The sequence below is a fragment of the Pseudomonas entomophila genome (assembly GCF_029193575.1).
Classification (GTDB): domain Bacteria; phylum Pseudomonadota; class Gammaproteobacteria; order Pseudomonadales; family Pseudomonadaceae; genus Aquipseudomonas; species Aquipseudomonas entomophila_G.
The window spans coordinates 84,830-107,060 of sequence record NZ_JARGCS010000037.1 but is presented as its reverse complement, the minus strand read 5'-3'; the positions used below and the strand labels follow the sequence as shown (position 1 = coordinate 107,060).

The window sequence follows — 22,231 nt, the reverse complement described above, 5'->3', positions numbered from 1 at the left end:
GCCGGGTTCGGGTCGAACAGCTTGATCAAGCCGGCGGTGGTGGTGCAGATCAGCAGCCATACCGCCGGCAGCAGGGTCACCCACACGTAGCGCTGGCGCTTCATCTTGATCAGCACCACGGTGCCCAGCATCAGCGCGATGCCCGCCAGCATCTGGTTGGAGATGCCGAACAGCGGCCACAGGGTATTGATGCCCCCCAGCGGGTCGATCACGCCCTGGTACAGCAGGTAGCCCCAGAGGGTCACGCAACCCGCGGTGGCCAGCAGGTTGGCGCCCCACGACTCGGTGCGCTTGAGCGCCGGCACGAAGCTGCCCAGCAGGTCCTGCAGCATGAAGCGCCCGGCACGGGTGCCGGCGTCCACTGCGGTGAGGATGAACAACGCCTCGAACAGGATCGCGAAGTGGTACCAGAAGGCCATGGTGTTCTCACCCGGCAGCACCTGGTGGAGGATCTGCGCGATGCCCACCGCCAAGGTCGGCGCACCGCCGGCGCGGGCCAGGATGGTGTGCTCGCCGATGTCGCGGGCGGTCGCTTCCAGTTGCTCGGGGGTGATCAGGAAGCCCCAGCTGCTGACGGTGTTGGCCACCGACACCACGTCGGCGCCGACCACTGCGGCCGGGCTGTTCATGGCGAAGTACACGCCCGGCTCGATCACCGAGGCGGCGACCATGGCCATGATGGCGACGAACGACTCCATCAGCATGCCGCCGTAGCCGATGTAGCGGGCGTTGGTTTCGTTGTCCAGCAGCTTCGGCGTGGTACCCGAGGAGATCAGCGCATGGAAGCCGGACACCGCGCCGCAGGCGATGGTGATGAACAGGAACGGGAACAGCGTGCCCTTCCACACCGGGCCCGTGCCGTCGGTGAACTGGGTCAGGGCCGGCATCTTCAGCTCGGGGGCGAGGATCAGGATGCCGATCGCCAGGCCGACGATGGTGCCGATCTTCAGGAAGGTCGACAGGTAGTCACGCGGCGCCAGCACCAGCCACACCGGCAGCACCGCGGCGACGAAGCCGTAGCCGACCAGCATCCAGGTGATCTGCACGCCGGTGAAGGTGAACGCCGGGCCCCACACCGGGTCGGCCGCGACCAGGCCGCCGGCCCAGATCGACAGCAGCAGCAACACCACGCCGATCAGCGAGATCTCGCCGATGCGGCCCGGGCGGATGTAGCGCATGTAGATGCCCATGAACATGGCGATCGGGATGGTCGCCATCACCGTGAACATGCCCCACGGGCTTTCGGCCAGGGCCTTGACCACGATCAGCGCCAGCACCGCGAGGATGATGATCATGATCAGGAAGCAGCCGAACAGGGCGATGGTGCCGGGGATGCGGCCCATCTCCTCGCGCACCATGTCGCCGAGCGAGCGACCGTTGCGGCGGGTGGAGAGGAACAGGACCATGAAGTCCTGCACCGCGCCGGCCAGCACCACCCCGGCGATCAGCCACAGGGTGCCGGGCAGGTAGCCCATCTGCGCGGCGAGCACCGGGCCCACGAGCGGGCCGGCGCCGGCGATGGCGGCGAAGTGATGGCCGAACAGGATGTGCTTGTTGGTCGGGACGTAGTCCAGGCCATCGTTGTTGAGGACAGCGGGAGTAGCGCGGTTGGGGTCCAGCTGCATCACCTTGGTGGCGATGAACAAGCTGTAGTAGCGGTAGGCAACGAGGTAGATCGCCACGGCGGCGGTCACGATCCACAGGGCGTTGATCGCCTCGCCCCTGCGCAAGGCCAGGGTGCCGAGCGCGAACGCCCCCAGCAGCGCAACGGCGAACCAGGCAATTCGGGTAGCCAGATTGGACATCGGATTTTCTCCTGCCGCGGGCGGGTGGGCTGCGGCGGTTTTTGTTGTTGTGTGCGCCCGGGTAGGGACGTTGCACACTCTCGGGCCTGTTGGCCAAGGAGAAAATTCGCAGTACTACGCGGAGTGACTACGTAGAACTACGTAGACGACCCACAATTCGCTGGGCGCGGATCACCCTGGACGTTAAATCGGTTGGTCTCGCCGACCTCATCGCGGGCGAGCCGCGATGAGGCCTCACGCCGCACTCAGGTCTGGAACCGCAGGCATACCCGCGTGCCCTGCGGCTCCAGGTTCTGCAAGCTCGCCTCGCCGCCGAACCGCTCCATCACCTGTCGCACCATCACCAGGCCGATACCCAACCCGCCCAGGCGCGTGGTGTAGAACGACTTGAACGCGGTCATTTCCTCATGCCGGCTCACCCCTGGGCCGGTATCGTCGACATACAGCAGCACGTGCTCACGACCACTGCGCTCCAGGCTCAGCACCAGCTTGCCACCCTCGGGCATGGCTTCGATGGCGTTGGCCAGCACGCTGTTAAGCACCTGCCCCAGCAACAACGGGTGGCTGATCACCGGCGGCATCGACGCCGCGCTGAAGCGTGCGTCGATCCGAGCCTGGCGCAATTGCGGCTCGAAGCCGCCCAATGCCACCTGCACCGCCCCCACCAGGTCCACCGGCTCCGGCTCGCCACGCAGGGGTCGCAGGCACAGCACCAGCTCGCGCACCCAACCCGACATGCGGTCGACCTGGTGGATGATGTCGCCGATATTGCGCGTGGCCGGCTGGCCCGGCATCTCCTGGGCCAGTTCGGCGCTGGTGCGGATGCTCGCCAGCGGGTTGCGCAGGCTGTGGGCCACGGCGGTGGACATCTCCACCAGCCCGCCGTAGGTCTTGTTGGCCACCAGTTGGTCCTGCTGCGTGGCCAGCAGCCGCGAGGCGCGCCAGACGATCCAGAACAGGCCGAAGTAAAGGGTCAGCCCACCCAGTGCCGTGGCCGCCCAAATCAGCTTGTGGCCCCGCTCGAGGCGTTCGAGCAGGTCGACCGGCTCCTTGTAGATCTCCACCATCGCCAGCACCTTGCCTTGGTCGTCGAGCAACGGGATGTAGTTCTCCACGAAGAACACCTTCGGCGGACGCACGAACTGCTGCTCGGTGCGCCCAGGCTCGACCTCGTCGTAACGCGCACTCACCTGCCCGCGCGAGGCGAACGCCGCCTCCAATGCCGGGTCGTCGTGCACCTGGCGGCCAATCAAGGCCGGGTTGGTCGACCAGATCACCTTGCGCTCGGGAGAGAAAATGCTCGCCAGCAGGATGTCCGGCAGGTGCGCCAGGTGGTCGAGGAATTCCGAGCGCGCGCGCTCGCGGTTCTTTGCCGTTTCATTGGCAAGCATGCCGAAGTGCCCCGCAGCAAGGATGTCGCCCATCTTCATGCCGGTCAGGTCATGGTGGCGAATCTCGCCCACCGCCATCGACTGGATGAATTGCGCCGACAGCAAGGCATCGCGCTCCAGGCTTTCGTTGACCAGGAAGCGGGTCGACAGCGACCCCAGGCCAATGGCCACGCCACTGATGATCACCAGGCTGATCAGCGAGAAGCGTTGCATCAGGTTGAACGGTTCGACGGCGCCGGTGCCGGAGAGCCGTCGGCGAAAGGTCTGCAACCACTCGGGCATGGTGGCGTGGCTCCTGGCAGGCGGGAGGACAGGGTTCCCTGTAGTCTAGCGAGCAGATGGCGCAATGCCTGCAAGCAGCGGTCTCGATAGTCACTATTGAGCACGACAATTTCTATTGATCGGCGGCGAACAATAAGCTGGCCTCATCGACGTCCCACCGAGGGTGCCCCCGATGAACCGCCCTGCCCGCCTGTCGCTCGCCGCCCTCGTTACCGTGGTCGTGCTCTCCGGTTGTGCCAACCACCCGGAACTGCGCCCCTACTCCGCCGAGGAAACCCGCCAGTTGCAGCTCGAAGCGCTGCAACGCCAGGGTTTTCCCCAAGAGGCATACGAACAGCGCAAGCTGTCGATTCTGCGCTCGGGCAGCCCCACGGCCATCACCGATTCGCTGCAAAATTTCCCTGCAACCCGCGGCTGAACCGTTAGCGCGACGAAGCGTCCTGCTGCGCTTTCCAGCGCTCCAGGTTGCGCGCCACCAGCGCCTCCGGCAGCGGCCCCTCCACCACCGCTTGCATCTGCCGGGCCAGCGCCTCGCGCAACTGCGGCTGGTTGCAGCGTGAGTTATGCGACAACGCCAGGTACAACCCCTCGCTGGACACTGGCGGCTCCAGTACCTGCAATTGCCCATCGATACCCAGGGTCTGCGCCAGCGCCTTGCCGGGAAACTGCTCGTAGATCACGTAATCGTTGCGCTTCATCAGCAGCTTCTCGAAAGCCTGGGAGGCGCTGGGCACGGCCTCCAGCCTGAGGTGCGCCTTGGCGTAGTCGTCGAAGGCCTGGCCGTGGCTGTTGCTGACCAGCGTGCCGCCGTTGCGCCCCTGCAGGTCGGGCCAGCCGCTGTAGGCGAAAGCATCGTTGCGGCGCACCCAGACCACACTGGGGGTGAAGAGGAAGGGCGGGCTGATGAAGTCCATGGTCTGGCGCCGCGTCTGGGTGAGGAAGTAGCCAGCCAGCAGGTCGATGCGCCCGGTGCGCACCTCCTCCTGGGCGCGCGACCAGGGGCCGGCGTAGATCACCTCGACCACCAGGCCCAGCTCACGGGCGACGTGTTGCAGCAGGTCGACGTTGGCACCGATCAACAGCCGCGGGTTCTGTGGGTCACGCCACAGGTACGGCGGGTATTCGGGGTTGCCGGTGGCTACCAGGTGTCGGCAATCGTCCACCGCCCACGCGGCCCTGCACAGCAGGGCCAAGGTCAACGACAGCAGGAGTGCTTGGCACAGACAACGCTGGATCATGGGTGACCCTCGGTACCTTCGGCGGACGACGAAACGGCTGGCTGATAACGTGGCTTTACACAGTCTGGACCAGAAACCGCCAGCCGCCACCCCGTCCATTGCCAGAGGGTTCCTGGCCAGGCGGCGACACGCTACGCTGCACGGGTTTGCCCGTCATTCATCCACACAGGGAAAGGTCATGTCCAGAAACGAGCGGTTCGCTGCGGCGTTGCACGCGTTGGGTTATGCATTCGATGGGCCGTTGAAGATCGGCGGCAACTACGTGCCAGTGGTGCGCCATGGCGATCAGGCGTTCGTCAGCGGCCAGGTGCCGCGGGTGGGCGATGAGATCATTCACCCCGGGCGGGTGGGCGAACGGGTGAGCCTGGCCGACGCGCAGACCGCCGCCAAGGTCAGTGCCCTGCGCTGCCTGGCGTTGCTGGCCGACGAACTGGGCTCGCTGGAGGCCATCAAGGGCATCGTGCGGATGACCGTGTTCGTGCAGTCGGCGCAGGACTTCACCCAGCAGAGCGAGGTGTCCAACGGCGCGTCGCAGGTGCTGTACGACGTGCTGGGCGAGGCTGGGGCGCATACGCGCACGTCGGTGGGTGTTTACCAGTTGCCGAAGAATGCGCCGGTCGAGGTGGACATGATCGCAGCGGTGGGCTGAGGGGGTTGGGCCGCCACTGACGCACCACCCAGCCAGTCTCTCCCACAGGAACTCCGCTGTACTCACCATCAGCGCTGCGCCTGTGGGAGCGGCGATGCGGCGATCCGACTTGCCCGTTCGCTCAGCCCCCAGGGTAGGTGTCGACCTGCGCAAGCCCGGCAAACGTCAGCCCGGTACGCTGCTCGATCTGCACGATGGCCGTCTGCCGATACTTGCCGAACGACAATTCCTCGATGATCGGCCCATGCCTGCGCAGCTCGTCCGACTGGTCGAGCACGAACCCCGCCGCCCGTGGCGCACCGGCCTCGGCCCAGACCACGATCTTCCAGAACTTCACCGGCACGCGCATGCCGGTGTAACGATCCGCCGCCGGCACCCCGGCCTTGTACTCGTTGAAGAACTTGTCCTCGACATCGAAGATGGGGCCGGCAAAGTAACTGGCGCGCTGGCCGGCGGCCAACTGCCGCGAGACGATGTCTTCGAGGTCGCCCCACTCGACGTTGTTGAAATTGCCGATCATCGGCGTGGCATTGGTGATGACGAACGAATGCAGATCGGCGTGCTGCAACGCCGCCGCGTCCGCCCCCTGCACGGCATCCTCGCGCTTGAACAGGTGGCCGCGCTGCATGGCGTTGCCGAAGATCGCATCGTCCGGCTGGTACTGCTCGTCCAGGCGCGGGTCGAAGGTCCAGGCCGGGCGCTTGGGCATCGGCGTGGCGCCCATGACGTTCTTCCACAGCAGGCTGCCGTCGACGTTGCCGGCGGCGTAGACGGCGGTACGCCGCCGAGCGTGCATGACTACCGAGTAGTTCTGGTACTTCAGTTCATGGCCACCGCCCGCGCGCAGGCTGGCCACCTCCTTGAGCACTTCGTGGCTGAGCGCGGGCAACTCGACCCGGCAGCCCTCGCCGAGGAACTCCGGCCGGTAGCCCTGGGCACCCTCGAACAGGTCCGGCTTGCGTCGCACCAGTGCCTCCTCGCTGGCGAACAGCTCGGCAGCCAGCGGCGCCGGGGCCACCAGCGGCGCCGTGGAGCGGTCCACCGGCCCTAGCCGGGGGTTCTGCGACACCGCCGAAATCTGCTGCAGCGCCGCCTGGGCATGGGCGGCAAGGGCCGTTGCGCCATTCGACAGTTGCCGCAACGACGCGTACAGGCTGCTGATGCGCGTGCCCTCGTTGGTCACGTAGGCAATGCTGCTGGTGGCATCGCCCTCGCGCGCCGGGGTGCCGTCCTGGCGCAGGACCACCCAACGCCCCTCCACTTCAGCAAGCTTCGGCACGCCGCCACGGTGCAATGCCACCACGTACCACTCATCCGTGCACACTGGCGAGCCGGAGGAGCCCTTGAGGGTGTCGGTGCCGTAGTACAGCGAGTGCAGGCGCTCGGCGCCGTCCCACTGGTTGGGCGCCTCGGCGAAGTAGTTGTCGCGCAGGGCGACCTTCTTGCCCTGCCCCAACGGGTGCTGGACGATGTTCGCCGCCTGCCGGCGGTTGGGGTCGAGCTTGCCGGTCTGCTCGAACAGGCGCAGGTAGCCGAACTGCGCCAGCGCCTCGCCCTCGGCGGTGGTCGGGCTGACAGCGACGAAGCAGTAGTCCAGGTCCTTGTCGGCGATGTACAGCTGCGTCGGCAGCAGGTCGAACAGCTTGGGCGTCTTGGGCTTGCCGTCCAGGCCATCTTCCATGTCGAAGGCCACGTAGGAAGTCGCGGCGAAATCCTCGCTGGGCAGCACGTGATGGTTGGTCAGCAGCAGCCCGGGGGCGACCAGGAACCCGGTGGCGTCGCCTTCGGTGTCGACGTAGCCGCGCACGGTGATCTTGCCCACCGCACGCGCGGCCAGCAGGGCGATGTGCAGGTAGCGTATGGGGCGCAGGTCGTTGTCGGCGAAGGCGGCCTCCTGGCGCGCGTGCGACACTTCCAGCAGCTCCGGTGGCAACGGCGTGCCATCGCCGGCGTCGATGAAGTTGGCCTTGAGCGTATTGGCCAGCACCCCAAGGCGGTCGGCCGTGGAGGTGAACAGCTTGGCGTTGCGGATGCCGAGCTTCATGCGCGCGGCGGAAAAATCCGCCGTCGCCGCTTGTGCGCAGACATCGGTGAACGTCTTGTAGCGCTGCATGGCTTGGTGCAAGTCGGAAAGCTTGACGCCCATGTGCACATCCCCTGTTTCGATCCAGTTGCAAGCATAGAGGCCCATCGCGCAAATGCCCTTCCTCAATCCTCGCTCAGGATGACGACGTCGCACAGTGATTGCGTTGTGCTATTACTTCACCTCGACAGCGCTTCTGCGGTCGTGCTCGTCAATGCAGTGAGAGCAGCACGCTCCTGGCTGGCCGACTTTGCCTCGCCGCTTTGGAGCCTGTGCAGTTTCGACCGAGGGAATGGCTGGCGCTCAGCCAATCACCACAGGGACAGACCCATGAACAAGCTCGGCTTAGCCATCGTGCTTATCACTGCATCAGCATCCGCACACGCCACCTGTACCTTCTCGCCCCAGGACAGCTCCGCCTACGACCCAACGCCAACGGTACAGGCCGTCAACCTGCCGTGGCGCAGCGACCTACCCAACTCGCCCGGCAACGACCACTATGCCTGGCAAGGCGTGGGCTTCGACCCCGACTGGCGCGCCTACATGGCGGCGTTTCTGGAAGAGATCCGCGCGACCGGCATCCGCGTCGAGCAGCAGCGCCTGGTCATGAACCCGCAGGCACCCTGGTGGATCGTGCCGTGGATGGACTACAGCTTGAATGGCCGCGAACGCCTCAACGGCCTCACGGCCGAACGCGGCCCGGACGCAGGGGACCTTTCCAGAACATCGGGCGAAGGTCACCAAACCTGGGCCGTCGCCTGGTACAACCGCCCTGGCGCCTATGCCGTGGGCCAGGTATTCAAGAACCCCTGCAACCCCACGTTGCCAGTCGGCTTCAACTTCCCCGCGCAATCCGCCACGTTCAAGTTCCTGTTCACCACGGCCGACGCCTCTGAAGTCGCCTACCTTGAAGGTGCGCCGCAGATCCAGGCGTACATCAACCCCCTTGACGACCCGAAAGGCCAAAAAGACGGCGTTGAAGGCAGAGTGCAACGGTCGATGCGCCTGTTACAGGTCGATATCGCCGTCAAGGACCCCGACGCCAAGGACACCGGGTGGGTGATGGGAACCTTCGTCTGGCACAAGCCCGAACACCCGGAAACCTTCAAAGGCGACTGGCTGTTGGACAACCTCGTGCCGGTCGGCCTGATGTGGGGGAACGACCCTGGGCAACAGGACGCCGTCTGGAACCGCTCCATTGCCGTTGCGCAGAGCAAGATCAACCCGGACCTGAGTGGCGTGGTGTGGTCCGCCGACCCCGTCAACTGGCCGCAACGGCCATACCCAGGCTTCCAGGGGCGCCTGAACGGCCCCGCCGACAACCCTCGCTCATCGTGCCTGGCGTGCCACGCGGCAGCCCAGTGGCGCAGAGACCAGCCCCTGGTGGACGGTTTCGCACTGGACGCCAGCTTCGACGCCGAGAAGATCAAGCAGCACGTCACCAAGTTCTTCATGAACGTGCAAGGAGGAACACGTCATCCTGGGTCCAAGGTCGGGGCCCCACTGGACTACTCACTGCAACTCGAGGCTGCGTTCGATCGCCTGTGCAGGGCCTGCGACGACGGGAAACTGAAGGGGCCGACCCCGGACGTATGCAAGGTAGCAGTCGTTCGCCCGCGTGACCCCTACGTGGACCGTGACACGTGTGAAACCTCTTCACCGGTGACCAAGTTGATCAAGCTGTTCTCCACGCCCGCGGCGATGCAGGCGCCACTCCCGCGGCAATAGGCCGCGAACCCGCGACACCCCATCAACCACCACGACTTCGTATCGCACCTTCGATGCGAAGCCGTGGTCGGCCCGCAAGGCCAAAGGCATCGACACATCGAAGCTTTATTAACATTGTTTCACCCAATCCCCGGTAAAACGCCCTCTCAATTAATGAAACGCACTCGAACAAGCAGCGAAAATAGGCCATCGCTCGCAACCTGACGGCCCCTCCTCCCGAGCCCCGGCTCACAGCGACCACCCTGCCCTGACCCTTGACGACGGCTTGAAGACACCTTCAAGGCGCCACCCCACCGTGCCTAATCAAGACGCGCCAACGCGCGCGCCCGAGACCCCTATGAACATGCCGATCCGCGGTGACCAGCTCACCCCCCTCTCCACCCACGAATGCCTCCTGCTGACCGGCGCCACGGGCTTTCTCGGCGGCTCGGTGGCCGCACAGCTGATCGCCAACGGCCATGGCGCCAACCTGGCGTTCCTGGTGCGCGCCAACAGCCCCGAGCAGGGCTTGGAGCGCTTGCGCGACAACCTGCGCCAGCACGGCGTGGCGGCTGTCGACTGCCTGGCGCTGCACGCAGGGCAGATCCTCTGCGGCGACTTCCACGACACCGCCTGGCTGGCCAGCGCAACACCGCGCCTGATGCAGGTCGACCGGGTAATCAACTGCGCGGCGGTGGCCTCGTTCTCGAAGAACCCGAGCATCTGGCCGGTCAACGTCGAGGGCACCTTCGCCTTCGCCGAGGTGATGAGCCGCTCGGCACGGCTCAAGCGCTTCCTGCACGTGGGCACGGCAATGTGCTGCGGCCCGGAGCGCGAGTCGCCGATCAGCGAGTCATGGGAATTCCCGGCGGCCGAGCAGCAACTGGTGGACTACACCGCGTCCAAGGCGGAGATCGAGCGACGCATGCGCGACGACCTGCCGGGCCTGCCGCTGGTGGTGGCGCGGCCGTCGATCGTGGTCGGCCACCGGACCCTGGGCTGCCAGGCCTCAGGCAGCATCTTCTGGGTGTTCCGCATGGGCTTCGCGCTCGAGAGCTTCACCTGCGGGCTGGACGAGCAGATCGACGTGATCCCGGTCGACTACTGCGCCGAGGCGCTGATCGGCCTGGTGCTCAAGCCACGCTTGAGCCACGACCTCTACCATATCTCCGCCGGCCATGGCGCGGCCTGCACCTTCGGCGAGATCGACCAGGCCTTCGCCCTGGCCAGCGGCGCGCAACCGGTGGGCGAGCGCTACCGCAAGGTCGATGTGGATGACCTCAAGTCGCTGGCGCAGAGCTTCGAGTCACGCATCGGGCCGTCGAACCCGCGCCTGGTGCTGCGTGCGCTGCGCTTGTACAGCGGGTTTGCCGACCTGAACTACCTGTTCGACAACAGCCGCCTGCTGGAGGAAGGCATCGCCGTGCCGCCGCGGTTCACCGATTACCTGGATGTGTGCGTGAAGTCGTCCAGTGGGGTGAGCATCACGACGCAGATGCAGTGGGATTTCAAATAGCCCTGCCCTCACAAGCACTGCGCCGCTCTCGAGAGCGGCGTCGTACCTGTGGGAGCGGGCCTTCATTCACTCAATCTGTCGCGCCCCAAAGCCCCATTGACACGCTGTTCGCCGGGCAACAGCGAATCAACAGACTGTAGCGGCACACACAGCGCTGCGCCGCCCCCCTGCCGGCGAGGCCTTGCGTCATGGGCCTCGGCAGCCTGGCATGCCCCCTGCAATGCGGGTAACCCCTGCATCCGACCGGACTTTCCCATGCGCCTGACCTTTCCCCGCGCCCTCAAGACCCTGGCCGCCGCCAGCTTGGTCGCCCTCGCCTTGAACCCCACTGCCCACGCCGAAGACGCGCCCAAGGAAGTGCGCCTGGACTACGCCTACTACTCCCCGGTAAGCCTGGTGCTCAAGCACTTCGGCTGGCTGGAGAAAGCCCTGCCCGATTCCAAGGTGAGCTGGGTGTTCAGCCAGGGCAGCAACCGCTCGCTGGAATACCTCAACAGCGGCGGCGCCGACTTCGGCTCTTCGGCCAGCCTGTCGGCGGTGCTGGCCCGTGCCAATGGCAGCCCGATCAAGTCGGTGTACGTCTACAGCCGCGCCGAATGGACCGCCCTGGTGGTGGCCAAGGACTCGCCGCTGCAGCGCGTCGAAGACCTCAAAGGCAAGAAGATCGCCGCCACCAAGGGCACCGACCCATACCTGTTCACCCTGCGCGCATTGGCCAAGGCCGGCCTGCAGAAAGACGATGTGGAGTTGCTGCACCTGCAACACCCCGACGGCCGCACCGCCCTGGAAAAAGGCGATGTCGACGCCTGGGCCGGCCTCGATCCGCACATGGCCGCCAGCGAGCTGCAAGCCGGCTCGCGCCTGCTGTACCGCAACAAGGACTTCAACAGCTATGGCGTAGTCAGCGTCACCGAGACCTTCGCCAAACAGCACCCACAGACCATCGCCACGGTGATCAAGGCCTACGAGCAGGCGCGCCACTGGGCCCTCGCCAACCCCGAGGCATTCGCCCAACTGCTGGCCGAAGAGTCGAAACTGCCGCTGGACGTGGCCAAGCTGCAACTGTCGCGCACCGACCTTTCCACCCCGCAACTGAGCGCGCAAGACATCGCCGCCTCCAAGGCCGCGGCGCCGATCCTGGTGTCCGAGGAACTGGTCAAGCGCGGCGTGGACGTCAACCAGGTGATCGACCAGTTGATCGACCCCGCCTTCGGCAAGGCCAGCATCGAGTGATGAATACCCCCGGCAAAACCCTGACGGCCAGTGCCAGCCCACCCACGGTCCCCCACGGTCAGTGGCGCCGCCGGGCCAAGGGCCTGGCGCTGCCACTGGTGCTGGTCCTGCTGCTGGAAACCGTGGTGCGCCTGGGCTGGATCGCCTCGTACCAGATGCCCGCGCCCAGCGAGGTGGCCCAGACCCTGTTCCAGCTCGCCGACGGCGCGCTGTGGAAGCATATCGGCGCCAGCCTCTCGCGGGTGCTGGCCGGCTTTGCCATCGGCGCCCTGCTCGGCCTACTGTTCGCCGCCTGGGTCGGCCTGAGCCGTGAGGCCGAGGCCTGGCTGGAGCCGACCTTCGCCAGCCTGCGGGCGATCCCGAGCCTGGCCTGGGTGCCGCTGTTGCTGCTGTGGCTGGGCATCGGCGAAACCTCCAAGGTGACGCTGATCGCCATCGGCGCGTTCTTCCCGGTGTACCTCAACGGCGTGGCGGCGATCCGCAACATCGACCGCAAGCTGGTGGAAGTCGGACGCATGTATGGCTTCGGGCGCCTGCGCCTGGCCCGGCGCATCCTCTTGCCGGCTGCGCTGCCCGGCGTGTTCACCGGGCTGCGCAGCGCCCTGAGCCTGAGCTGGATGTTCCTCGTCGCCGCCGAGCTGATCGCCGCCACCCGAGGGCTGGGCTACCTGCTCAGCGATGGTCGGGAAACCTCGCGACCTGACCTGGTGCTGGCCGCGATCATCGTCCTGGCGCTGCTCGGCAAACTCACCGACGGCCTGCTGGCCAGCCTGGAACGGCGCTGGCTGGCGTGGCGCGATACCTTCGCCGGCGCGGACACAGGAGCCTGACCATGACCTCACCCTTGCTTGCCACTCCCGCGCCGTTGCTCGATTTGCAGGTCGAGCGCAAGGCCTTCGGCGACACCCCGGTACTGGGGCGCATCGCGCTACACCTGCGCCCGGGTGAAATCGTCAGCCTGCTCGGCCCCAGCGGCTGCGGCAAGAGCACCCTGCTGCGCCTGGTGGCGCAACTGGACCAGGACTTCAGCGGCGTGTTGCGCCGTTGCCCTGAGCAGGTTGGGTTCGTGTTCCAGGAGCCGCGCCTGATGCCCTGGCTGAACGTGGCCGGAAATATCGGTTTCAGCGAGGACAACCGTTATGACCAGGCCCGGGTTGCCGGCCTGATCGATGAAGTGGGCCTGACCGGGTTCGCCGAGGCGCTGCCCAAGGCCTTGTCGGGCGGCATGGCCCAGCGCGTGGCCATCGCCCGTGGGCTGTACGGCCAGCCGCAGTTGTTGCTGCTCGACGAGCCGTTCAGTGCGGTGGACGCCTTCACCCGCTTCAAGTTGCAGGACCTGCTGCTGACCCTGGCGCAACGCCACGGCATCGCCCTGCTGGTGGTGACCCACGATGTGGACGAGGCGCTGTACCTGAGTGACCGCGTGCTGATCATCGGCAACCGGCCTGGCACAGTGTGCCGGGAATTGCAGGTAGGGTTGGATTACCCCCGGGACAGGCGCGACGAGCGCCTGGCACGGTTGCGTGGCGAGGCGCTGGAAGCGCTGCATGGGGCGCGGGTGATCTGAGACTCGCTAAGCCCGAACGCGCATGGCATGCAGCAAGCGGAAGCCCCCTCCGGATGCTTGCAAACCATCCTTGCGGCGTGGGAAGTAGCGCTGATTGATCTCCTCGCTACCCAGGTCTTCGCCCCAGGCAAAGCCTGCCGCCTCGAGCATCCGTCGCAATTGGGCGGGCTCGAAACTCGAGCGCCAAGGCTCGCCCATGCGCGCGAACAGCTCAGCGGCATGGGCTTCCATGGCCTGCTCAAGTGGCGACAGCAACGCCGGTGCAACGCGGTAATCGAAGACGACCTGGCTGCCGGGGGCCAACTGGCCCAACGCCTCCAAGGTCTGCTCAACCCTGTCCGTTCCCAGGTAGGGCGTAACCCCCAGCCACGAGACGAACGCCGGTTGGTCGAGCTTGAAGCCATGGGCCTGCAATGCCGTGAGCAACGCTTCATGCTGCAGGTCGCAGGGGACATGGCGCGCTGCCTCCTGAGCGCAAACCGACAGCGCCTGCATCGATGCCCGCTTGCTCGCCAAGGCGGCGGGCAGGTCCACCTCGTACACCGTCAGGTTCGGCGCGGTTTGGCGCAGGGCATAGGTATCCAGCCCCGCCCCGAGGAGGACGTACTGACGAATGCCGCCGTCGATGCCCTGTGCCAGTTTCTGCTCGGCGTAAACGCTGCGCGCGACGACTGCCGCGCGTATGGTACGCATCACCGGGTCGTTGAAACGGAAAGGGTCGTCACGCAGGGAGGCAGACAGCCGCTCCCCCAGCACAGGTAGTGCGTAGACGTCCTCGAACACCCGTGGTTCGTCCAGCAACTGGTGAACCGCGCGGGCCATGGCCACGCGCAGGGCCGAAGAAAGGTTCACGGGTGACGTGCTTTGGTCGTTCGATTGCATTGCGAATGCTCCGGTAGTTGAAAGCCGGAGCGACTCTAGAGCCTGACGCTTGCGTGAGGGTCAAGCGGATTCTTGCAGGCGACTCATGATCCAGGCTCTTACCCCCTTCGGTATCGGGTGACCGATCCGCAGCAGTGGCTCGACAGCATAGGCCGTGCGCAACTTGCAGGCCAATTGCGCATCACCCGCGCTCATCCTGTGTACCAGTTCGCGCCACCGCTCCAGCAATTCGGCGATGTCGCCCGGCGACGCCTCGGCCCCTAGCCTTTTCAGGTACTGCGCTCGCCGGCCTAAGGCCGCCCAATGACTGGCGAGGGTCTTGTCGAGGCGCAGCAGGTCGTCCTCGGTCAAGTGCCGCCGCAGGGCATCGAGGCGCAGCTCGAGGGCCGGTCGCATGAAGGCCAGCAACTTGCCGTCGAGCCCGGTGTGGTCAGCCGCGAGCCCCGCACGATCATGCAGGGCGCCCCAGCGCCTGGCGAACAGTAGGTCACCGTTCATCCACTGCATGGACGCATCCATCCAGCGCGCGGCCAACCGCTGCACCCGCACGGAGTCGGCACGCAACCCTAGGGCCATGGCGGCGCGGGCCTGAGCGAAAAGCCGGGTGAAGGTGTCGCGGGCGAGGCTCCAGCGGCTGAGGATCGCCAGCAATTCAGCTTCGGAGAACTGCGCCCGGTAGCGCTCCAGCAGCGCCATTGCCCCGGGCCAGGCGTGATTGCCCGGCACCAGACCGATGGACAAGCCCGCCTCGAGCACCGCCAGCTTCTCGCGCTTGCGCGCCAGCTGTGCGATTTCCTCGTCGAGCCGTGCAAGCTGGGCGGTGACGCCCGCCTCCTCGGCATTGCCCGGCGAACACATGAGCTGGCCGATGCTCTCCAAGGAAAGCCCCATGGCCTGGAGCGACTGGATTGCCCGCACCTGTTGCACCGCCGACTCGGGATACAGCCGATAACCGGCGGCGGTACGGGTTGCGGGCCTGATCAGGCCTATCACGTCGTAATGATGCAACGCCCGTATGGTCACCTGGCAGCGGCGTGCCAACGTCCCTACCTGCAACAGTTCACCCGTGTTCGTCGCCATGCGATCCCGCGCCTGCTCGCCTTCGTCGGTGTTGCCGCCCCTCAGTGCGCCAACCCCGCCGCCCGCGCCCGCGCCGCGTGCAGTTTCTTGTAGCTGTCGACCAAGCGCTGGTGCCGCTCCAACCCTTCCAACTTGAGGCTGGTCGGGGTCAGCCCGTAGAACCGCACACTGCCGTCCACCGAACCCAGCGCTGCATCCATCCGCGCATCGCCGAACATCCGCCGGAAGTTCGCCTCGTAGTCGGCCATCTCCAGCTCATCGTCCAGCACCACCTCCAGCACCACGTTCAAGGCTTGGTGGAACAGCCCGCGCTCGACCGTGTTGTCGTTGAACTGCAGGAACATCTCCACCAGTTCCTTGGCCTCGTCGAAGCGCTGCAACGCCAGGTTGACCAGCAGCTTCAGCTCCAGAATGGTCAATTGGCCCCACACCGTGTTGTCGTCGAACTCCACGCCGATCAGCGTGGTGATGGTGGTGTATTCGTCCACCTCGCAGTTGTCCAGGCGCTTGAGCAGGGCCTTGAGCGCGCGGTTGTCGAGCTGGTGCAGGTTGAGGATGTCGGCGCGGAATTGCAGGGCCTTGTTGGTGTTGTCCCAGACCAGGTCCTCGACCGGGTAGATCTCCGAATAGCCCGGTACCAGGATGCGGCAGGCCTTGGCGCCGAGGTCTTCGTACACGGCCATGTACACCTCCTTGCCCATGGCTTCGAGGATGCCGAACAGGGTCGCGGCTTCCTCGGCGTTGGAATTCTCGCCATTGCCGGAGAAGTCCCACTCGACGAATTCGAAGTCGGCCTTGGCGCTGAAGAAACGCCACGACACCACGCCGCTGGAGTCGATGAAGTGCTCGACGAAGTTGTTCGGCTCGGTCAGCGCGTGGCTTTCGAAGGTCGGTTGCGGCAGGTCGTTCAGGCCCTCGAAGCTGCGGCCCTGGAGCAGCTCGGTCAGGCTGCGCTCCAGCGCCACCTCGAAACTCGGGTGGGCGCCGAACGAGGCGAACACACCGCCCGTGCGCGGGTTCATCAGGGTCACGCACATCACCGGGAATTCACCGCCCAGCGAGGCGTCCTTGACCAGCACCGGGAAGCCCTGCTCCTCCAGCCCCTGGATGCCGGCGAGAATGGCCGGGTACTTGGCCAGCACGTCCTGCGGGACATCCGGCAAGGCCAGCTCGCCTTCGAGGATCTCGCGCTTGACCGCACGCTCGAAGATCTCCGACAGGCACTGCACCTGCGCCTCGACCAGCGTGTTGCCAGCGCTCATGCCGTTGCTCAGGAACAGGTTCTCGATCAGGTTCGAGGGGAAGTACACCACTTCGCCGTCCGACTGGCGCACGAACGGCAGCGAGACGATGCCACGGGCGGTGTTGCCGGAGTTGGTGTCGTACAGGTGCGAGCCGCGCAGCTCGCCGTCGGGGTTGTAGATGTCCAGACAGTGCTCGTCGAGGATTTCCGCCGGTAGCGCGTCCTTGGGGCCTGGCTTGAACCAGCGCTCGTTGGGGTAGTGGACGAACGCCGCGTTGGCGATCTCCTCGCCCCAGAACTGGTCGTTGTAGAAGAAGTTGCAGTTCAGCCGCTCGATGAACTCGCCCAGCGCCGAGGCCAGCGCGCTTTCCTTGGTGGCGCCCTTGCCGTTGGTGAAGCACATCGGCGAATGGGCATCGCGCAGGTGCAGCGACCAGACGTTGGGCACGATGTTGCGCCACGAGGCGATCTCGATCTTCATGCCCAGGCCCGCCAGCAGGCCGGACAGGTTGGCGATGGTCTGCTCCAGCGGCAGGTCCTTGCCAAGGATGTAGGTGCTGGCGTCGCTGGCGCCGACTTGCATCAGCAGGCCCTGGGCATCGGCGTCGAGGTTGTCGACTTCTTCGATGATGAACTCGGGGCCGGTCTGCACCACCTTCTTCACCGTGCAACGGTCGATCGAACGCAGGATGCCCTGGCGATCCTTATCGGAGATATCGGCGGGCAGCTCGACCTGGATCTTGAAGATCTGGTTGTAGCGGTTCTCCGGGTCGACGATGTTGTTCTGCGACAGGCGGATGTTTTCGGTGGGGATGTCGCGGGTCTGGCAGTACAGCTTGACGAAGTACGCCGCGCACAGTGCCGAGGACGCCAGGAAATAGTCGAACGGCCCCGGTGCCGAGCCATCGCCCTTGTAGCGGATCGGTTGGTCGGCAATCACCGTGAAGTCGTCGAACTTGGCTTCGAGGCGGAGGTTGTCGAGAAAGTTGACCTTGATTTCCATGCGGGGGCACCAGAATAGCGAGCGAAACGAAATGGGCGCGATTATCCGGAATTCAGGGGTGGAAGTCTTGCGCTTTCAGATGAGGGTCATACGCGGGCAGGGCCGACGCCATCCTTGCAGGAGCGGGCTTGCCCCGCGATAGCGGCCGACCCGCCAACCTCACCGCTGGCAGGCATACGAAAAAAATCCCACCCCGGTGCATCCATTCTCCCCGCTGGCGGGTAGTACCCATAGCAGCCCCACCGGCTGTCCCTTTCCTCCTGGAGATACCGCCATGATCCGTACCCTCCTGCCGCTGGCCGCCAGCCTCCTCACCCTGTCGATGGCCCACGCCCAGACCACCCTGCCCGACCCCATCAAGGTCCCCGACGGCCACAAGGTGATGCTGGAAACCGTCGGTGTCGGCGAGATCACCTACGAATGCCGTGACAAGGCCAACGCCGCCGGCCAGACCGAATGGACCTTCGTCGGGCCCAAGGCGGTACTCAACGATCGCAGCGGCAAGGCCGTCGGCAGCTACTTCGGCCCGCCCGCCACCTGGCAGGCCAAGGACGGTTCCAAGGTCACCGGCACGCAACTGGCCGTGGCGCCCGCGGGCAACGGCGATATTCCTTTGCAACTGGTCAAGGCCAACCCCGCCGAAGGCCAGGGCGCGATGAGCAAGGTCGCCTACATCCAGCGCCTGGCCACCCGTGGCGGCGTCGCCCCGGCCAGCCCCTGCACCCCGGCCAGCAAGGGCCAGCAGCAAGTGGTGAAGTACCAGGCCGACTATATCTTCTGGGCGGCCCACTGAACCGTCGGGCAAACTGGTCTACGCTCCTGGCAGCCCCCCGGCCCTCGCGGCCGGGGCCTCACCCAGCCGCCGAGGGCCCCGCCCCCTTGTCCATGCCTGAACCGAGTTTCGACTACGAAGCCTGCCTGGCCGCCTGCGCCCGGCACGACCCACAGGCGCTGCGCGACCTTTACCGGCAGGAAAGCCCACGCCTGCTCGGCGTGGCCCTGCGCATCGCGCGCGACCGCGGCTTGGCCGAGGACATCGTGCACGACACCTTCATCCGCGTGTGGACGCGTGCCGCCAGCTTCGACCCGGCCCGCGGCACCGCGCGCGGCTGGGTCTACAGCATCACCCGTCATCTGGCGCTGAACTTCGTGCGCGACCACGGCAGGGAAACACCGGTCGGTGAAGCCACCCACGAGGCCGCCAGTGTCAGCTTCGAGCTGCCCACGGGGCGCATCCAGCATTGCCTGGAGCAGTTGGAGCCGGCCCGCCGCCAGTGCATCCTGCACGCCTATGTCGATGGCTGCTCGCACGCCGAGATCGCCCAGCGCCTCGGCACACCACTGGGCACCGTGAAAGCCTGGATCAAGCGCAGCCTGGCGGCCTTGCGGGAGTGCATGGGATGAGCATCGAGCAAGCAGATGAACAACCCGGCAGCCTCGATGAGCTGGCCGGTGAATACGTGCTGGGCACCCTGTCGGCCAGGCACCGGGCCGAGGTCGAGCGGCGCCTGCCTCACGATGCGGCATTGCGCGCCGCCGTCGAGGCGTGGGAACGGCGGCTGTTCGAGCTGACCGAACTGGCGCCCCCGCAAGCCCCCTCGCCACAGCTCTGGCAGCGCATTCAACGCAGCACAGGCAGCGCGCAACCGCTCGCACAGCCACGCCCCGGCCTGTGGCATCGCTTGGCGCTGTGGCGCGGGCTGGCCGCTGCCGGCGTCACGGCCGCACTGGCGCTGGCCGTGGCCCTGCTGTTCGCGCCGCAACCTCAGACCGCTTACCTGGTGGTGCTGGTGGCGCCCAGCGACCAAGCGCCCGGCTGGGTGGTCCAGGCCTCCGACCCGCGCCAGATCCAGTTGATTCCCCTGGGCGATACGCCGGTGCCGAGCGACAAGGCGCTGGAGTTCTGGACCAAAGGCGATGACTGGCAAGGGCCGGTGTCGCTGGGCCTGGTCAAGCCCGGCCAGACGGTCTCGGTGCCGCTCGACAAACTGCCGCCGCTGGCACCGAATCAGCTGTTCGAACTGACCTTGGAAAGCCCCACCGGGTCACCGACCGGCAAGCCCACTGGGCCGGTGCAGTTCATCGGCCGAGCGGTGAAGGTGATCTGAAGGCGTGCCTCAGCGCTTGAACGCCTCCCGCCGCGCGGCGCGCTCCTGCGCATAGCGCTCGCTGGGGCGTGGCTCAAGATCACTGCGCGTCACCGGTGTGGCGCAATGCGGGCACACATCGGCCACGCCCACGTCATGGCCGCAGGCTCGGTGCACGAAGCGCACCGCCAGGCCTTCGTCCTCGGCCTTGCACCAGGTCTCGCCCCAAGCGCGCAAGGCATACAGCACGGGGTAGAAGCCCCAGCCCTTGGCGGTCAGGTGGTATTCGTGGCGCAGCGGCCGGGTGCTGTACGGCCGGCGCTCGACCAGGCCATCGGCCTCCAGCGCCTTCAGGCGCGAGGTCAGCATCTGCGGGGTGGCAGTGGTCTGGATCTGCATTTCCTCGAAGCGCGCCGCGCCCATGTACAGCTCGCGCAGCACCAGCAGGGTCCACTTGTCCCCCACCACCTCCAGCGAACGCGCCACCGGGCACAACGTGGAGGGCGTCGGGTCTCGCATCGAGGTCATGGCAGTTTCGCTCCTGAGTTACTTTGATTTTCACAGTAACACAGTTGACATCGGCGCCCAAAGGCTCATGATTACTTACGCTATGTTTTTCATAGCTACAAATTGGAGCCTCCTTATGAGCCATCACCGCTATGAACCAGGCCGTACCGGCCTGCTGCTGGTCGACCCCTACAACGACTTCCTCGCCGAAGGCGGCAAGCTGTTCCCCTTGCTCAAACCGGTGGCCGAGGCCGTCAACCTGCTCGACAACCTGCGCCGCACCGTCGCCAGCGCCCGCGACCAAGGCATCCCGGTGTTCTACGTGCCCCACCGCCGTTGGCAGCCAGGCGACTACGACCACTGGGACCACCCCAACCCGACCCAACGCCTGATTCAACAGCGCCACACCTTCGCCAAGGGCACCTGGGGCGGTGAATGGCACCCGGACTTCATCCCCCAGGACGGTGACGTGATCGTCCAGGAGCATTGGGGCCAGAGCGGTTTCGCCAACACCGACCTGGACTTCCAGCTCAAGCAGCACGGCGTCAGCCATGTGATCGTGGTGGGCCTGCTGGCCAACACCTGCATCGAGTCGACCGCGCGTTTCGCCATGGAGCTGGGCTACCACGTGACCCTGGTGCGCGATGCCACCGCCGCCTTCGCGCCGGAAATGATGCACGCCGCGCATGAACTGAACGGCCCGACCTTCGCCCACGCCATCCTCAGCACCGCCGCATTGCTGCAGGCGCTGAAGAAGGCGTGACATGAGCGAACCGTCCGGGCGCCTGGTCGCGCTGATGGCGGCGGGCTGCGCGCTCGCCGTCTCGACCCTCTACTACCACCAACCGCTGTTGGCGCAGATGGCCGCGACCTTCGGCCTGACGCCCACCCAGGCCAGCCCGGTGGCGACGCTGACCCAGCTCGGCTACGCCGTCGGCCTGCTGCTGATCGTGCCGCTGGCCGATGCGCGCCAACCGCGCCGCCTGGCGGGCCTGGCGATCGCTGCCAATGCCCTGGCCTTGCTGGCCTGCGCGCTGGCGCCGAGCTTCGTCTTGCTGTGCGCCGCCAGTTTCGCCGTAGGCGTGACGGCGATCACCGCGCAGCTCATCATCCCGACCCTGGCCGGGGCGGCTTCGCCGGCCAACCGTGGACGTGTGGTCGGCAGCCTGCTCGGCGGGTTGTCCAGTGGCCTGCTGCTGGCGCGCACGCTCGGCGGCCTGCTCGGCGCCCACGCCGGCTGGCAAGCGGTGTTCGCAATGGCGGCGCTGGTCGACCTTGCGCTGCTGGCCCTGGTCACCCGGGGCCTGCCGCTCACCACGCCGAAGACGAAGATGGGCTACGCCGCGCTGCTGCGCTCGCTAGCCAGCCTGCTGCGCGAAGAGCCGGTGCTGCGGGTCTGCGCGGCCAGTGGCCTGCTGATGTTCGCCGCGTTCAGCGCGTTGTGGGCCTCGTTGGCCGCCCTGTTGAGCCAGCCACCCTATGCTTTCGGCCCCGCCACCATCGGTCTGCTGGGGCTGGTCGCGCTGCTGGGCATCCTCGCCTCGCCGCGCATCGGCGCGCTGGCCGATCGCCTGGGCACGCGGCGCACGGTGGGGTTGGGCGTGGGCTCGCTGGTCGCCGGGTTCGTGTTGGTTGCCGATGGCGGGCACAGCCTGGCGGCGCTGATGCTCGGCATGGTGCTGCTCGACCTGGGCAACCGCGCCGGCCTGGTGGCCAACCAGGCGCGGGTGCAGGCCCTACGGCCCGAGGCACGCAGCCGGCTGAACACGGTATTCATGTGCGCGTATTTTCTCGGCGGCGCGGCGGGGGCGGCGCTGGGCAGCTATGGCGCGCACCGGGCCGGGTGGGTCGGGCTGGCGGCAGTGGGTGGGGCACTGGCTGGCGCAGCCGGGGCGGTCAATGCACTGGCGCGCGCCACGCGCCTCGACCAAGACCCCAGGGGCTGACCCGGTGAGCAT

Annotated in this window: 20 protein-coding genes; 12 read left to right on the top strand and 8 right to left on the bottom strand. The window is 66.4% G+C overall.

The window, feature by feature from the left end; translation table 11 throughout:
* The coding region (locus P0Y43_RS18895; RefSeq protein ID WP_275638776.1) for a carbon starvation CstA family protein at window positions 1-1,805 on the bottom strand (1,805 nt) is incomplete at its 3' end.
* 245 nt (window positions 1,806-2,050) lie between these two features.
* Window positions 2,051-3,478 (bottom strand): sensor histidine kinase, encoded by a 1,428-nt coding sequence (locus P0Y43_RS18890; RefSeq protein ID WP_275638775.1) that lies wholly within the window; start codon window positions 3,476-3,478, stop codon window positions 2,051-2,053.
* A gap of 172 nt (window positions 3,479-3,650) precedes the next feature.
* On the opposite strand from P0Y43_RS18890, the gene P0Y43_RS18885 reads away from it, so the two are divergent.
* A complete protein-coding gene (locus P0Y43_RS18885) occupies window positions 3,651-3,896 on the top strand; it encodes a hypothetical protein (protein WP_275638774.1) in 246 nt (81 codons plus the stop codon).
* Between the two features lie 4 nt (window positions 3,897-3,900).
* On the opposite strand, the gene P0Y43_RS18880 is transcribed toward P0Y43_RS18885, so the two are convergent.
* Window positions 3,901-4,716, bottom strand: a complete 816-nt coding sequence (locus P0Y43_RS18880) for a substrate-binding periplasmic protein (RefSeq protein WP_275638773.1) — start codon at window positions 4,714-4,716, stop codon at window positions 3,901-3,903.
* 178 nt (window positions 4,717-4,894) lie between these two features.
* On the opposite strand from P0Y43_RS18880, the gene P0Y43_RS18875 reads away from it, so the two are divergent.
* Entirely contained in the window at window positions 4,895-5,365 is a 471-nt protein-coding gene (locus P0Y43_RS18875; RefSeq protein WP_275638772.1) for a RidA family protein, read from the top strand.
* Window positions 5,366-5,486: 121 nt separating this feature from the next.
* On the opposite strand, the gene P0Y43_RS18870 is transcribed toward P0Y43_RS18875, so the two are convergent.
* Window positions 5,487-7,511 carry a DNA/RNA non-specific endonuclease gene (locus P0Y43_RS18870; protein ID WP_275638771.1) on the bottom strand — a complete coding sequence of 675 codons (2,025 nt, stop codon included), beginning with the start codon at window positions 7,509-7,511 and terminating at the stop codon, window positions 5,487-5,489.
* A 267-nt stretch (window positions 7,512-7,778) separates the two neighbouring features.
* Between P0Y43_RS18870 and P0Y43_RS18865 the strand changes: the two genes are divergently transcribed.
* The 5 genes from P0Y43_RS18865 to P0Y43_RS18845 all read left to right on the top strand — a co-directional run bounded on the left by P0Y43_RS18865 (window position 7,779) and on the right by P0Y43_RS18845 (window position 13,471).
* Window positions 7,779-9,176 (top strand): hypothetical protein, encoded by a 1,398-nt coding sequence (locus P0Y43_RS18865; RefSeq protein ID WP_275638770.1) that lies wholly within the window; start codon window positions 7,779-7,781, stop codon window positions 9,174-9,176.
* A 337-nt stretch (window positions 9,177-9,513) separates the two neighbouring features.
* A complete protein-coding gene (gene cprA / locus P0Y43_RS18860; RefSeq protein ID WP_275638769.1) occupies window positions 9,514-10,671 on the top strand; it encodes a cationic peptide resistance protein CprA in 1,158 nt (385 codons plus the stop codon).
* A gap of 255 nt (window positions 10,672-10,926) precedes the next feature.
* On the top strand, window positions 10,927-11,904 hold the full coding sequence (locus tag P0Y43_RS18855; protein ID WP_275638768.1) for an aliphatic sulfonate ABC transporter substrate-binding protein: 978 nt from the start codon (window positions 10,927-10,929) through the stop codon (window positions 11,902-11,904).
* Window positions 11,904-12,734, top strand: a complete 831-nt coding sequence (locus P0Y43_RS18850; protein WP_275638767.1) for an ABC transporter permease — start codon at window positions 11,904-11,906, stop codon at window positions 12,732-12,734. The genes P0Y43_RS18855 and P0Y43_RS18850 overlap by 1 nt, the downstream gene beginning before the upstream one ends.
* A 2-nt stretch (window positions 12,735-12,736) precedes the next feature.
* Window positions 12,737-13,471 (top strand): ABC transporter ATP-binding protein, encoded by a 735-nt coding sequence (locus tag P0Y43_RS18845; RefSeq protein WP_275638766.1) that lies wholly within the window; start codon window positions 12,737-12,739, stop codon window positions 13,469-13,471.
* A gap of 6 nt (window positions 13,472-13,477) precedes the next feature.
* On the opposite strand, the gene P0Y43_RS18840 is transcribed toward P0Y43_RS18845, so the two are convergent.
* The 3 genes from P0Y43_RS18840 to P0Y43_RS18830 are packed head-to-tail and all read right to left on the bottom strand — an operon-like array spanning window position 13,478 to window position 17,679.
* Complete coding sequence (locus P0Y43_RS18840) at window positions 13,478-14,353, bottom strand: class I SAM-dependent methyltransferase (RefSeq protein ID WP_275638765.1); 876 nt, start codon at window positions 14,351-14,353, stop codon at window positions 13,478-13,480.
* Between the two features lie 60 nt (window positions 14,354-14,413).
* On the bottom strand, window positions 14,414-15,433 hold the full coding sequence (locus P0Y43_RS18835) for a MerR family transcriptional regulator (protein ID WP_275638764.1): 1,020 nt from the start codon (window positions 15,431-15,433) through the stop codon (window positions 14,414-14,416).
* A gap of 41 nt (window positions 15,434-15,474) precedes the next feature.
* Window positions 15,475-17,679 carry an OsmC domain/YcaO domain-containing protein gene (locus P0Y43_RS18830; protein WP_275638763.1) on the bottom strand — a complete coding sequence of 735 codons (2,205 nt, stop codon included), beginning with the start codon at window positions 17,677-17,679 and terminating at the stop codon, window positions 15,475-15,477.
* Between the two features lie 274 nt (window positions 17,680-17,953).
* Here P0Y43_RS18830 and P0Y43_RS18825 point away from each other — a divergent pair, with 274 nt between their 5' ends.
* The 3 genes from P0Y43_RS18825 to P0Y43_RS18815 all read left to right on the top strand — a co-directional run bounded on the left by P0Y43_RS18825 (window position 17,954) and on the right by P0Y43_RS18815 (window position 19,787).
* Window positions 17,954-18,472: a DUF3455 domain-containing protein gene (locus tag P0Y43_RS18825; RefSeq protein ID WP_430540261.1), complete on the top strand. Its 519-nt coding sequence runs from the start codon at window positions 17,954-17,956 to the stop codon at window positions 18,470-18,472.
* 92 nt (window positions 18,473-18,564) lie between these two features.
* Entirely contained in the window at window positions 18,565-19,083 is a 519-nt protein-coding gene (locus P0Y43_RS18820; RefSeq protein ID WP_275638762.1) for a sigma-70 family RNA polymerase sigma factor, read from the top strand.
* Window positions 19,080-19,787 (top strand): anti-sigma factor, encoded by a 708-nt coding sequence (locus P0Y43_RS18815; protein ID WP_275638761.1) that lies wholly within the window; start codon window positions 19,080-19,082, stop codon window positions 19,785-19,787. Before P0Y43_RS18820 ends, P0Y43_RS18815 begins: the two co-directional genes overlap by 4 nt.
* Before the next feature lie 9 nt (window positions 19,788-19,796).
* Here P0Y43_RS18815 and P0Y43_RS18810 read toward each other — a convergent pair whose 3' ends face one another.
* Window positions 19,797-20,285: a winged helix-turn-helix transcriptional regulator gene (locus P0Y43_RS18810; protein ID WP_275638779.1), complete on the bottom strand. Its 489-nt coding sequence runs from the start codon at window positions 20,283-20,285 to the stop codon at window positions 19,797-19,799.
* A 124-nt stretch (window positions 20,286-20,409) separates the two neighbouring features.
* On the opposite strand from P0Y43_RS18810, the gene P0Y43_RS18805 reads away from it, so the two are divergent.
* The gene (locus tag P0Y43_RS18805; RefSeq protein WP_275638760.1) at window positions 20,410-21,036 is read left to right on the top strand and encodes an isochorismatase family cysteine hydrolase; all 627 of its coding nucleotides are present in this window, start codon (window positions 20,410-20,412) and stop codon (window positions 21,034-21,036) included.
* Window position 21,037: 1 nt separating this feature from the next.
* Entirely contained in the window at window positions 21,038-22,219 is a 1,182-nt protein-coding gene (locus P0Y43_RS18800) for an MFS transporter (protein WP_275638759.1), read from the top strand.
* The last annotated feature ends 12 nt before the right edge of the window (window positions 22,220-22,231 follow it).

Excerpts from the sequence above, each read along its gene's own strand:
- P0Y43_RS18825 (WP_430540261.1), top strand. The coding sequence starts at position 17,954 with ATGATCCGTACCCTCCTGCCGCTGGCCGCCAGCCTCCTCACCCTGTCG.
- P0Y43_RS18800 (WP_275638759.1), top strand. The coding sequence starts at position 21,038 with ATGAGCGAACCGTCCGGGCGCCTGGTCGCGCTGATGGCGGCGGGCTGC.
- P0Y43_RS18815 (WP_275638761.1), top strand. The coding sequence starts at position 19,080 with ATGAGCATCGAGCAAGCAGATGAACAACCCGGCAGCCTCGATGAGCTG.
- P0Y43_RS18865 (WP_275638770.1), top strand. The coding sequence starts at position 7,779 with ATGAACAAGCTCGGCTTAGCCATCGTGCTTATCACTGCATCAGCATCC.
- P0Y43_RS18890 (WP_275638775.1), bottom strand. The coding sequence starts at position 3,478 with ATGCCCGAGTGGTTGCAGACCTTTCGCCGACGGCTCTCCGGCACCGGC.
- P0Y43_RS18880 (WP_275638773.1), bottom strand. The coding sequence starts at position 4,716 with ATGATCCAGCGTTGTCTGTGCCAAGCACTCCTGCTGTCGTTGACCTTG.
- P0Y43_RS18805 (WP_275638760.1), top strand. The coding sequence starts at position 20,410 with ATGAGCCATCACCGCTATGAACCAGGCCGTACCGGCCTGCTGCTGGTC.
- P0Y43_RS18870 (WP_275638771.1), bottom strand. The coding sequence starts at position 7,511 with ATGGGCGTCAAGCTTTCCGACTTGCACCAAGCCATGCAGCGCTACAAG.
- P0Y43_RS18840 (WP_275638765.1), bottom strand. The coding sequence starts at position 14,353 with ATGCAATCGAACGACCAAAGCACGTCACCCGTGAACCTTTCTTCGGCC.
- P0Y43_RS18850 (WP_275638767.1), top strand. The coding sequence starts at position 11,904 with ATGAATACCCCCGGCAAAACCCTGACGGCCAGTGCCAGCCCACCCACG.
- P0Y43_RS18885 (WP_275638774.1), top strand. The coding sequence starts at position 3,651 with ATGAACCGCCCTGCCCGCCTGTCGCTCGCCGCCCTCGTTACCGTGGTC.
- cprA (WP_275638769.1), top strand. The coding sequence starts at position 9,514 with ATGAACATGCCGATCCGCGGTGACCAGCTCACCCCCCTCTCCACCCAC.
- P0Y43_RS18845 (WP_275638766.1), top strand. The coding sequence starts at position 12,737 with ATGACCTCACCCTTGCTTGCCACTCCCGCGCCGTTGCTCGATTTGCAG.
- P0Y43_RS18855 (WP_275638768.1), top strand. The coding sequence starts at position 10,927 with ATGCGCCTGACCTTTCCCCGCGCCCTCAAGACCCTGGCCGCCGCCAGC.
- P0Y43_RS18875 (WP_275638772.1), top strand. The coding sequence starts at position 4,895 with ATGTCCAGAAACGAGCGGTTCGCTGCGGCGTTGCACGCGTTGGGTTAT.
- P0Y43_RS18810 (WP_275638779.1), bottom strand. The coding sequence starts at position 20,285 with ATGCGAGACCCGACGCCCTCCACGTTGTGCCCGGTGGCGCGTTCGCTG.
- P0Y43_RS18835 (WP_275638764.1), bottom strand. The coding sequence starts at position 15,433 with ATGGCGACGAACACGGGTGAACTGTTGCAGGTAGGGACGTTGGCACGC.
- P0Y43_RS18830 (WP_275638763.1), bottom strand. The coding sequence starts at position 17,679 with ATGGAAATCAAGGTCAACTTTCTCGACAACCTCCGCCTCGAAGCCAAG.
- P0Y43_RS18820 (WP_275638762.1), top strand. The coding sequence starts at position 18,565 with ATGCCTGAACCGAGTTTCGACTACGAAGCCTGCCTGGCCGCCTGCGCC.